The sequence below is a fragment of the Mesorhizobium sp. M0139 genome (assembly GCF_040322455.1).
Lineage (GTDB): Bacteria > Pseudomonadota > Alphaproteobacteria > Rhizobiales > Rhizobiaceae > Mesorhizobium.
In genome coordinates this window covers 126,590-136,494 of the sequence record NZ_JAMYTN010000006.1, presented here as the reverse complement: position 1 = coordinate 136,494, position 9,905 = coordinate 126,590, and the positions used below count along the sequence as shown (strand labels likewise).

The 9,905-nt window shown below is 60.2% G+C and carries 12 protein-coding genes; 3 read left to right on the top strand and 9 right to left on the bottom strand.

Annotation, left to right across the window (positions count from 1 at the left end; genetic code table 11):
• Nucleotides 1-86 precede the first annotated feature (86 nt).
• The 3 genes from NKJ58_RS12155 to NKJ58_RS12145 all read right to left on the bottom strand — a co-directional run bounded on the left by NKJ58_RS12155 (nt 87) and on the right by NKJ58_RS12145 (nt 1,273).
• On the bottom strand, nt 87-281 hold the full coding sequence (locus tag NKJ58_RS12155) for a hypothetical protein (RefSeq protein ID WP_155924219.1): 195 nt from the start codon (nt 279-281) through the stop codon (nt 87-89).
• Nucleotides 223-750, bottom strand: coding sequence for a hypothetical protein (locus tag NKJ58_RS12150; RefSeq protein WP_023819034.1), 528 nt, complete (start codon nt 748-750; stop codon nt 223-225). Before NKJ58_RS12150 ends, NKJ58_RS12155 begins: the two co-directional genes overlap by 59 nt.
• A 382-nt stretch (nt 751-1,132) precedes the next feature.
• A complete protein-coding gene (locus NKJ58_RS12145; protein ID WP_352560261.1) occupies nt 1,133-1,273 on the bottom strand; it encodes a hypothetical protein in 141 nt (46 codons plus the stop codon).
• Between the two features lie 751 nt (nt 1,274-2,024).
• On the opposite strand from NKJ58_RS12145, the gene NKJ58_RS12140 reads away from it, so the two are divergent.
• Both NKJ58_RS12140 and NKJ58_RS12135 read left to right on the top strand, forming a co-directional pair.
• On the top strand, nt 2,025-2,510 hold the full coding sequence (locus NKJ58_RS12140) for a hypothetical protein (RefSeq protein WP_352560260.1): 486 nt from the start codon (nt 2,025-2,027) through the stop codon (nt 2,508-2,510).
• Between the two features lie 23 nt (nt 2,511-2,533).
• Nucleotides 2,534-2,953 (top strand): hypothetical protein, encoded by a 420-nt coding sequence (locus NKJ58_RS12135; RefSeq protein ID WP_023735403.1) that lies wholly within the window; start codon nt 2,534-2,536, stop codon nt 2,951-2,953.
• Nucleotides 2,954-3,203: 250 nt separating this feature from the next.
• Here NKJ58_RS12135 and NKJ58_RS12130 read toward each other — a convergent pair whose 3' ends face one another.
• The 3 genes from NKJ58_RS12130 to NKJ58_RS12120 form a co-directional block, all read right to left on the bottom strand.
• A complete protein-coding gene (locus NKJ58_RS12130) occupies nt 3,204-5,258 on the bottom strand; it encodes a hypothetical protein (protein ID WP_352560258.1) in 2,055 nt (684 codons plus the stop codon).
• A gap of 138 nt (nt 5,259-5,396) precedes the next feature.
• Complete coding sequence (locus tag NKJ58_RS12125) at nt 5,397-6,152, bottom strand: phage terminase large subunit family protein (protein WP_352520991.1); 756 nt, start codon at nt 6,150-6,152, stop codon at nt 5,397-5,399.
• A 373-nt stretch (nt 6,153-6,525) separates the two neighbouring features.
• Entirely contained in the window at nt 6,526-7,230 is a 705-nt protein-coding gene (locus tag NKJ58_RS12120; protein ID WP_352519808.1) for a hypothetical protein, read from the bottom strand.
• Here NKJ58_RS12120 and NKJ58_RS12115 point away from each other — a divergent pair.
• On the top strand, nt 7,211-8,098 hold the full coding sequence (locus NKJ58_RS12115; RefSeq protein ID WP_023712570.1) for a HEAT repeat domain-containing protein: 888 nt from the start codon (nt 7,211-7,213) through the stop codon (nt 8,096-8,098). The genes NKJ58_RS12120 and NKJ58_RS12115 overlap by 20 nt on opposite strands.
• Nucleotides 8,099-8,432: 334 nt before the next feature.
• Here the strand turns inward: NKJ58_RS12115 and NKJ58_RS12110 are convergent, their stop codons facing one another.
• Genes NKJ58_RS12110 through NKJ58_RS12100 form a run of 3 tightly spaced genes read right to left on the bottom strand, consistent with a single transcriptional unit; the run spans nt 8,433 to nt 9,883 of the window.
• Complete coding sequence (locus NKJ58_RS12110) at nt 8,433-9,170, bottom strand: terminase large subunit domain-containing protein (RefSeq protein ID WP_502902297.1); 738 nt, start codon at nt 9,168-9,170, stop codon at nt 8,433-8,435.
• Nucleotides 9,070-9,459, bottom strand: coding sequence for a hypothetical protein (locus tag NKJ58_RS12105; protein WP_352519807.1), 390 nt, complete (start codon nt 9,457-9,459; stop codon nt 9,070-9,072). Before NKJ58_RS12105 ends, NKJ58_RS12110 begins: the two co-directional genes overlap by 101 nt.
• Nucleotides 9,452-9,883 carry a hypothetical protein gene (locus NKJ58_RS12100; protein ID WP_352519806.1) on the bottom strand — a complete coding sequence of 144 codons (432 nt, stop codon included), beginning with the start codon at nt 9,881-9,883 and terminating at the stop codon, nt 9,452-9,454. The genes NKJ58_RS12105 and NKJ58_RS12100 overlap by 8 nt, the downstream gene beginning before the upstream one ends.
• Nucleotides 9,884-9,905: the final 22 nt, after the last annotated feature.

Sequence of the window (9,905 nt, the reverse complement as noted above, 5' to 3'; positions counted from 1 at the left end):
CCTCCGCTTCACCAGCCTGGCATGCCGTCGCCAGTACCACCACGCCAGCACGCGCTTGCTGAAACTGCGCTTCATCGCGGTCATGGTCATACCCCCAGCAGAACGCGGCGCTGGCCGGTGAGGTCGCCGGGCGCGAGGTCGGTTTTCACCGTCGCCGCCGTGCCCTGGCGCTGTTCGAGTTCAGCCCGCAAGGCTGCCTCGCGCGCCTGCACGTCCTTGTCTTCAATGGTCGGGGTCGGTGGCAGCGGCTTCAGCGCCGGCGGCTTTTGAAAGAGACACATGGTTCCAGCCTTCTCTTGTCCAGTCGTAAAGGAAAAAGTCTTCGCCGTTGCGGCCATATCCAGGCAACCGGCAGCGTTGGGTGGCGCCGAGCCGGCCGAGCCAGCGCAGAGCCAGTTCGTTGGCGGCGAGCGCCCGCGCCTCGACCCGCCAGGCGCCCCGCGCCGCAACCTTCGGCCCAAGCACCGCATGGAAGTGGCCGGTGATGCCAGGCACGCAGCGCTTCATGCGGCGCGTGCCCCAGCTCCAGGCGATCCACAGCCCGCCGCGCTGTTCGGCGGCGCCAAAGCCGGCCTCCGGATTGCCGTCGAGCTCGGCGACATAGGCAAAGCCCTGCAGCGCACTCAGCGCCAGCAGCGCCGGCGACCAATGGTCGAGCTGGCAGTCGATCTCGGCACGGTCCTCGGGACGCAGATTTGCGGCGATGTAGGAGAGATCGCGCAGCGTGGCGGCGATGATGCGGAGGGTCATGGATGGACCTTCGTCAGCCAGAAGCGAAGCCATCGTCAGTGAAGGAAGCGAGACGCCCCCCATCCTTCGTCATCCTATGGCGAAGCAAGGAGCGAAGCGACGCGGCGCAGACCCCTGGAGCTGCTCTGCAGCCAAGGGATTCATGCCGTGACCCGCGAGCGGTTAGCGGTGCAGCGGTGCAGAATTCTGAGGCGCCGCGTTCTCTCGCAATCGTCGCAGCATCCGCACCGGCTATCGCGCAAACAAAAACCCGCCTGATGGCGGGTCACTGGCGCAAATCAGCACCATGGATAGAAGTATACCATTGCTGCCCTCACCCGTCAACGGATTTAAGAATAAAATCCTACTGCCCGTCGACAGGAGGCATCGCCCTGGTGAATGCTCAGTCCTTGTTCGGTTTCGCCGCCATACGGCTGTCGATCTCGCTCAACTTGGCCAGGATGCCTTCCTGCGCGCGCACCATCTGCTGCTGAACGCGGATGAGTTTGAATGCGAGCCAGATGCTCACCCAGAGCTGCGCCACCAGATAAACCAGCAATGGCAGGTAGGAAATAATCTATGCGAGAATGCTGGTTTCCGCTTCCATGATGATGCCTCAGGTTGCTGATGCCGAACGCATCGTAAGGTCATTCCGCAAAAACCGATGATTGGCGAGCCCCGGTGAACAGTACAGAGGCTCTCGCCTCACTCGCCTCCCCCGCAGCCAGTTCCGATGCACGTCAAGCCGTATTCTTTCATCAGCCGGTGACCAAATCCCTGATCCGCTCCTCCCGCGCGTCACTCAGCCCTCCGTGGGACACTCTTCGATAGCGTAGCCGGCAGCGACGTCCGGGTTACCCTGATCGCGTGCCTTGCTTAGAACGCAGGAGAATGCCTTCCATTCTTTCTTTGAAAGGGTGATTGCCGACGCGGGCACGGCGTAGACAAGGCCAAGGGAAAGGCTCGCGAGCAGGACTGAACGTGCCTTCCACAAACTCCCAGATTGCTCCCTCACTCGCCGTCCCCGCAGCCGGTTCCGATGCATTTCAAACCGCTCTCCCTCATCAAGCGGCCAATAACCAGGTCCGGCGTCGGGCACTCATCTATGACAAAGTTTGCTGCCACCTCTGGATTACCCATAGTGCGCGCTTTTTTCAATCCTATCCCATATCCTTCCCAGCGATGTCAGCACTTGCTACAACCAAAATGGCGCTATAGCTTGCAACATACAATTTAAGAGAGCACCCTTGCGATCACTCATTCTCGCCCCAGTTGTCGCTCCAAGAGCCAACGTCATGAGAACATTTGGCTTCGCCTTCGGCCTCCTGGCGCTGTCGACGCCGATGGCCGTTGCCAAGGAGCCTATCAAATGGATCGAGTCGTTAAGCGGCGGAAGCAAGATCGAGATCCCCGAATTCTTTGAAGATGGCGATGGTTGGTTGCTTGGTGGGTTCGCCGAAAACTACGGCTCGGTGTTCCGTCCGGCATCGTATCCGGACGCAGAGCTTCGTCAGTACCGAGCCCTTGAAAAAAAGATGACTCCGTTTGAGTACCTTAAACAGGCAATCGTCGGTGATGACAGCATCGTAACGTATAAGATTGACAGGCCATCGCTCGCAGTGATTTCCGGGACCTCGCCCGATGGCGAATTCATTTTCTACGGCATGTGTCAGAAACACCGTACCGTCACCTGCTTCGATATGCATTGGAACAAGAAGGATCAGGCGCTGTTTCAGCCAATTGCCGAGCGCATTGCTCGGTCATTCCGCAAAAATCGGTGACCTGTACCGTCCTAGGAGGCAAATTGCGATCGCTCATTCTCGCCGCGATGGCGGTGTTTGCGTTGCCATTTGGCGCGGCTCAGTCGGACGACGTGGATAAGACGGACACTCTGTGGCAAAGCTGCCCAAAGGGCGTGCTCTTCAAGGAACTCGAGTCGGGGATTGTCGTGACCGTCATCCGACAAGGTTCCGGTAAAGCCGCCTTCACGGCGGATAAGAAGCTTTTGCAGCCGGCCACGGCGGCGGAGCTGGTGACGAAAGAGGGCGACCACGGATTTATCAGTGGTCCGATGCCTTCCTATATGTTTGCGGTAGGTCCGGATACAGTCAAGAACTTCAATTGGAGGCCCGCTGAAACTTACCCAGATGCATTCTATACCGTTCGGGACGATGAAGGCGTCGAACCACTACTAAATTTTGTTGATGTTGGCTGCGCGCCGTAGCTGAACGGATGATGATTGTTTTCACAAATAAAGGACACCGCCTAATAAAGAGGTGGCCCTTTCTGAGCGGCACCGATATCGATCTATTTTACGGCCAAGCTGAATAGTAGTCCTCTGGTAGATTGATACCAAATTTTCCCGGAAGGAACCGCAGCAAATCGGGAGGCGTACCATGCAAATGAAGACCACGCTTCATTTTTAATTTCAGTAACCACTTAAGACCAGATTCGTCTGCATAATCTGGATTACCTTAGCTAAGATTATCCTCAACCGATGACGGCTCGCCTGATGCACGCTGCATTAGGTATTCGTCAACTATCCTCGATGCTTTAGGAAAACGTGGGTCGCCGATGGGTACTTGATCGATGTCGGATCGATTATGCTTAGACCTGGAGGTCGGACCATTAACGTCTGAGAATTGATCCTTGCTGTTTACTACGCTTTCAATGCTGTAGCACCAATGCTGGGAAGCCAGCCGATTTAGAACCGCGTCGATAACTGCTTTAGCCTCGATTTCGTCGCTCTTAGGATAGTATTCCGTCGCAACTGTTTTCTTTAATCGAAGAATGTCTGCCGGAGATAGATCGATTGACTTCGCGAATTTTTCATTTGATGGACGCTCGGAACCGGCATCGTCAAACCCATCCGCATCCGGCTCGCCGTCAGACGCTGCCAGCGCATCTGATTGTGCCGCCTTGATATTATCCAGCTGCGTGGCCAGCGCTTTGCGCGATTTCTGATCAATTATTGCTTCAAGCGCCTTGCGCTCGGCTTCCTCCGGATCGGGGGTATCATTCCACGCTTTGATCAAACCTTCAGCGTCGGATAGGGGCAGCGGCTGAGGCTTCGCGATACCCAATTGACGCTGAGCGGCAAATGATAGCGCGACCGCGGCTTGCAAGTCCTCTGGTGTCGACAAGTTTTTGAAGGCTGTATCGACGGCCGGGATCACCTTGCGCACGTAAGCCGCCGGGTCGATCTGCCGCTGTTGTATGATGAAAGCTGCAGCGTCCGCGTTCAATTCATAGCGCTTCTGATCTTTTTCGAAGCGCGCCTGATCCATCCTATACAGTTCGGGATCTTCCTCCTGCGAGAAGCGGTTCGGGAGGGGTTTTGCGGCAAAGATTGACGCATCGATCTGACTTGTCGGCATGACTCGCATATCGGCAAGATATGGGCTGACATCCGCTCTCCAATTGAAAGCTCTGGATCGTTTGCCGCCCTCTTCGGCACCAAAGACAGAAGTAAACTCGGTATCGTCATGTCTTGTGCCGGAATAGGGTGTCATGTTGATTATGGCTGCCCGCGCGTTTTGAGAAGCGATGTCGAGATCGGCATGGGTGCCGATGAGACTTGCCGCATCCGCGGTGCGCGCCTTGCGAACAACATCGTCATAGGAACCAGGCGAAAGCTCGGCAAGCAACGTATCGATCGGAAGATCGTCCTGAAATGCCCGCCTTATCCGTTCATTCGACGTGAGTCGGCGAACGCGGTCACCTTTTTCGGTTGACTCGTCAGAACTATCCGTTCCGGCAACAGAGTCGGTGATGATATCATCCATCCCCTGCTCCGGCTGATTGCTTTCCTGAGTGGTAAACGCTGTCGGCACGAGCAGATTGAGGGCCCTTTTCGGGTTCTGAGTTATCAGAGCCTCAATCCGTGTCTTTGCCGTGCTATCCCGCCACGCGGCTTCGGCCTGCAACTTGCCCTGCGGGTCGAGGCCCATCTTGTCGCGAACATCGAGGCCGCGCCGGCGAGCGGCGTTAAAAGCCACAGTGTCGTTGGGATTGCTTTGAGCGATGGCGTCAAGCTCGGCGCGCTGGACCCCGGACCATTGGTTCTGTTCATAATCCTTGCGCCGCTGGAGCTGCCGCTGCGCCATGCGCACCGCGCCTGCCATGCGCATCGCCTCCTTCTGCTTGGCAAAGTTGGCGCGTTGGCTTTCGGGCATGCTCGGCAAGACCTCGCCGAACATCTTGTCGAACAGACCGGGCTTCACCGCTCGGCCGTCATACGGGTCCAGCTGGCCGTACATGGCCTCGTGCATGCCCGCGCCGTCGGCCGGCGCCTTCGCCGCCAGCTCGTCTTCGGCCAACGCGATCCGGCCGTTGAATTGGCGGCGTGCGATCTCGGCGTCGAAGGCCTCCTGTCGCTCTGTCATCTTCCGGTAGTGCTCGGCCAGTGCGGAAAGCTCGTCGCCAAAACCCTGCATGGCGCCGCCGATGGGCGACCCTTGCGGATACTGCACTGCGTTCCCCGTATCGAGCCGTCGCCGACCAACGGAGAGTGGGATGATGTGTACCATTGTTGGCTGCTCCCTGGCTTTGAACAAAGGCGCGCAGCGCTGGCGACCACAGCAGGGCCGGGCCACACGCGTTCGCCCGCCCGCCTCGCGGGCTTTGTCGGATCGAAGACTCTTGGAAAGATCGAGGGCGCTTGCCCCTCACCGAAACGCCCCCAGCGGATCACTCTGCCCGGTCGTCCGCCTCGCGCTCTTGAACTCCGCGGGATCAACCACCGCTTCCCGCAGCATCATCACGCCATAGCGCGTCGCGGCCATCAAATCGTCGCGCAGTTTCACCACCTTGCCGTCCTTGCGATGGTAAAGCCGAAATTCCTCGAACCAGGGCAGCAGCGACGAGAACACCTTGAAGCGGCCGGACTGCATGCGGTCGAGCATCTCCATCAGCCCGGCCTCGACCGAGACCGAGCCGTCGGCGAAGCGGGCGTGGCCCGACAGCATGTTCAGCCCATGCGCGGAATATTGTCTGGCAAGTGCGGTGCCCGCCCCTTCCAGCGTCTCGCGGCGGCCGTCGCGCGGCCAGGCCCAGGGCAGCCACTCGCCCCACGGCTTCAGGGCCAGTACCTGCATGGCCGGCGTCTGCTGCGAGGCCCGCGCCGCCTTGGAGATATAGACGACATCGGCCTCCGTATCCCAGGCCAGCTCGACCGCGGCCGACGGATGGTCCCAGCCGAAATCGAGCGCGCCTATCCGCGGCCAGTAGCGCGGCAGCCGGAACGGCTCGCAGGCAATCAGCTCCTCGGCAATCGGAAAGATGCGGCCGGAGCCCAGCACCGGAATGCCGCGCGCCCGCGCCTCGCGCTCATGCTCGGGATAGGCGGCAACGATCGCGGCGCGCTCGTCCGGCGAATAGTGTTCGGCGTCGTCTATGGTCATGAAGGTGACGTGACGGGTCATGCAAGCATGCTCCAATAGAGTGTGGCCATTGATACCAGCGCTCATCAATGCGAAGCTGACCCAAGACTTGGGGGAACACATGATTCGGATTGCAATCGTTGTCGGCATTGCCGCCAGTGCATCGGCATGCACCAGCCAGGCGAATGTTCCTTACGATACGAGTAAAAAAATCTGCAGAACCCGTACCGATCCGGGAACAGGGTTCAAACGCGAGGTCTGCGTCCCCGACACTCCCAATCAATCCTGTATGCTCTATATATACCAGTATACCGGTCGAGAGAAAATATTGTGCGGCCCATTAACGCGCAAATCGCCAACCGCCGAGGGTCGTGCCAGGCAGCTTGCGGGCACCAAATATCCCTGATTCGACTTATCAACTGGGTTTGATGCGGATCACCTTTGGCGCCTGCGCATCCATGAACATGTAGCACCTGCCAAGCAGCGCCTTTTTGCCGAGCTCATCGAACACATTCTGCCCCAGCGGCGTGATCAGCACCTCGCCCGTAGCCAGCCCATCCTGGTGGCGGGCCTCGATCTCTTGCCAATGCGCATTCGCAACGTCGGAAAGCACGACATTGAAGGCTGGATGATTGTAGCTGACCAGCACGTTGCCATCATCCATGTCGGACGGCTTCATGTCCGGGTGATAGTTGTAAATCATGGCAAGCGTCTGGATGGCGGCCATGGCTGCCGCCTCATCGGACAGGCCGGCTTCCGTCAGCACGCAGGTGCCGTTTTCAAGGATGGCAAAGTCACGGCCTCTGTCGAAGTAATAGCCGAACCGTTCCTCGATGCGATCGACGGGTTGTGAAAACGAGGGTCGCCATTTGGGCACCTGGGGCTTTGATACCTCAGCACCACCCTCCGGCGACACGACAAGCGACGACAAACCGCCTGTCAATACCTGCCGCCTGTTCATGGACTTGGTTCCTCGACAACCTGGCCACCAGTCTGGTCGCGGTTCGCGATTCCGCAACGCGCCGAAACGGGAAAGCTTCGCTCTCATCTTTTCCTTTATCGCTTTATGCGGTAGGTCTTGCCGTGCATCGGCGACATCGATGCGTCTGGGCTGGTGCATTCTGCGCGGCCTGTACTCTACGCGGGTGGGACAGCCACTCTTTGCCATGACAGATCTATTCGAGGCGATGCGCCTGTCCGCCGAGGACAGCGAGGTTGCTCATCTTTTTTTCAGCGAAGGCGGTAAGATCCTGCTGCCACTCGGCAAATCGACTAATGCCATGACAGGTCAGGAGATGCTGGAGCGGCTGCTGTCGTCCCCGCATGATGACGATGGCGCGCTTGCCAACGACCTTCTCGGCGAGCTCGGCAAGACGGTGCCGTTGGAAAGCCTTCGTCTCCTGCTGACATCTGCCAATGCTGAGACGCGAGCGGCGGGTGCGTTTATTGCCACCTTTCAAAACCAGAACATAAGTTCGATGGTGGGTGAGCTGGCCGCGCTGCTTGGGGACAGCAACCCGCGCACGCGCTTCGATGCCGTGGAGTCTATCTTGCGATGCAGTACGCGGAACGATGGTCAGCATCTCGCGCAGGCGTTGTTTGCCCTTGATGATTATCACGATGGTGTACGCATGGGAGCCGTCAAATTTGTGCGCTTTGCAAAAGACTGGCAGTTAAAGCTTGCGCGTCAGCACGCCGCGTTGCTCAGGCCGCAAACGCCGTTTTCGGCGATCGCCGATATCTCCGGGCAATGGCGAGGTGATGCATCAGGCATGATCCGTGCGATGCTCGACCATTCAGAGCCGGTAGTGCGCCGTTACGGCCTGGGGCTGGCCAGCCGGGCGAGGTTGGTCGTTGTTGACGCGTTCGTCGAATGGGCGCAGGCGTCCGCCGATCCTGAAATCAGCAAACTGGCAACCGATTGCATCGAGCACAACCAGATATCGCACCACGCCGTATGGCAATCATCATTGCCGGCAATCGCCTGAGGCACCGCTGATCTCGGGGTCAAGATAGCGACGTGACAGGACGTAGAGCCTGCCGAACTGATTCAAAGTAATGTCGCATGATGTTGTCCGAGCACGATATTTGCGCCGGGCGTGGCGGTTCTTACCTTCTCCCCTTGTGGGGTGAGAAGCGGTCCGCGTGGCGGACGAAAAGCCAATTGATTGGCTTTTCGAGCTTCGAACGCCCTGAGCCTGCGAAGGCCCGGGTGGTGGCCGATCCATCCCTGCCGGGTCCCCGCTGCTCCGCAGCGTCCCGGCGTTCGCCGGCCTTTCGTCGTGCCACTGGCACGACGAATTCGCTTCGCGAACCAGCTGCTCACCCCACAGGGGGAGAAGGAAGAGCCTCCTGCGCAGACAAAAACCGCAGCACTACGTCGCTCATGCCCAGCAGCGGCGTAAACGTCACGATGGTGATGCCGCCCGTCGCGTTGGTGCGGGTCAGGCCTTCGGAATAGATATCGAGCGGCGGCTCCTCGTCGAACCAGACGCCGTGCAGGGTTTCGCCCTGCCACTTTTCGCGGCCCTTCTCATAGCTCTTGAACGACAGCACCGATTCATCGGCCTGCACGTCGCCGCCGCCGCCCCAGCGCACCACGATGCTGTCGAGCGCGCCCGGCGCGCCGCGGCCCATCGTGGTCTGGCGGATGGCATCGGCGGGGATCATGCCGGTGCCCCATGCCGCCTGCTGCTGCGGCGGGCCGACCAGCACGCGCTGCGGGTTGTCTCGCGTGCCCTCGCCGGTCACGCCGGCAGCCCATAGCCTGACGGCGGTGTCGAAGGTCTTGCCCTGCCACCACGCGGGATAGCGGCCGGTGAGGTGCATGGCCCATTCGGCGCCGCCGGCCCTGGTCTTGCCCAGCTGGTTGCCGGCCATGAACAGCCGTTCGCGGTTCTGCGCGCCCGCGGCGTGAAACTGCGCCTGCCTGGCATAAGGCCGGTAGGCGGCAAGCTGGTTAGTCCTGCGCCTGCGGTCCAGCTCCTGCAGCAGCGCCAGATAGTGGCGGCGCGCCGAGCGGCTGGTCGCCAAACGGCCCGAGGACGGCTTCGAGGCCACGGATGCGGCGGCGGACCTCGTCATCGCTCAGGGCTTCCAGATTATCAGATGAAACATGCAAATCCTTGGCCAGATCCTTGGGCAGCACCGATTGCACGATCTTCAGATACTGGTCGGGCTTGTCGGCCCGGACCGCGGCAATCACGCCGGCGCCATGGGCGCGGAAATCGGCGCGCACCGCGTCGAGGAAATCATCGCCAAGCGTCTTCTTCGTCCGCTTCGGCTTGGCAGTGGCGGCGGCAGGCGCCTTGCCGTCAGGGCGCGCACGCGGCGCCGTCCGGTCAGCCATGATCCGAGATCCCGGCGGGCTCGGCGGCCGCTGCCTGTTTCGCCTGCTTTGCCGGCCTTGCCCGCTTGATCTTGCCGGACTTGATCTTGCCGGACTTGCGCCGTGCCGATTTTGGCCCTGACCGTTTTGGGGCGGCCTTGCGGGCGCCATCAGCGGCCGGCGCGTGGCGCTTTCCGGCAGGCACGGCTTTCAGGCTTGCCCTTGCAAGGCCGATCGCCCTTGCGTCGTGCGCGCCGCGCGGAAAACCGAAGCCGCCGACTGCATCGACAGGGCCACCGCGAACCATGCCGATCAGCACGCCCGGCACGACCGGCTCGATGCGGCCGATGCGCGCCTGCGGGGCAGCGCCCTCGAACACGCCAATGGCGCTGACGACCTCGCGGCCGTCATCGTCGGTGATGATGGTGGCATAGCGGTTGGACATGGGGGCCTCGCGGATAAGGCAG

What these genes read in the sequence shown, in the direction of transcription:
- NKJ58_RS12140 (WP_352560260.1), top strand. Translation starts at nt 2,025, where the DNA reads ATGAGAACATTTGGCTTCGCCTTCGGCCTCCTGGCGCTGTCGACGCCG.
- NKJ58_RS12125 (WP_352520991.1), bottom strand. Translation starts at nt 6,152, where the DNA reads ATGACCCGTCACGTCACCTTCATGACCATAGACGACGCCGAACACTAT.
- NKJ58_RS12115 (WP_023712570.1), top strand. Translation starts at nt 7,211, where the DNA reads ATGCGTCTGGGCTGGTGCATTCTGCGCGGCCTGTACTCTACGCGGGTG.
- NKJ58_RS12130 (WP_352560258.1), bottom strand. Translation starts at nt 5,258, where the DNA reads ATGGTACACATCATCCCACTCTCCGTTGGTCGGCGACGGCTCGATACG.
- NKJ58_RS12150 (WP_023819034.1), bottom strand. Translation starts at nt 750, where the DNA reads ATGACCCTCCGCATCATCGCCGCCACGCTGCGCGATCTCTCCTACATC.
- NKJ58_RS12100 (WP_352519806.1), bottom strand. Translation starts at nt 9,883, where the DNA reads ATGTCCAACCGCTATGCCACCATCATCACCGACGATGACGGCCGCGAG.
- NKJ58_RS12120 (WP_352519808.1), bottom strand. Translation starts at nt 7,230, where the DNA reads ATGCACCAGCCCAGACGCATCGATGTCGCCGATGCACGGCAAGACCTA.
- NKJ58_RS12105 (WP_352519807.1), bottom strand. Translation starts at nt 9,459, where the DNA reads ATGGCTGACCGGACGGCGCCGCGTGCGCGCCCTGACGGCAAGGCGCCT.
- NKJ58_RS12155 (WP_155924219.1), bottom strand. Translation starts at nt 281, where the DNA reads ATGTGTCTCTTTCAAAAGCCGCCGGCGCTGAAGCCGCTGCCACCGACC.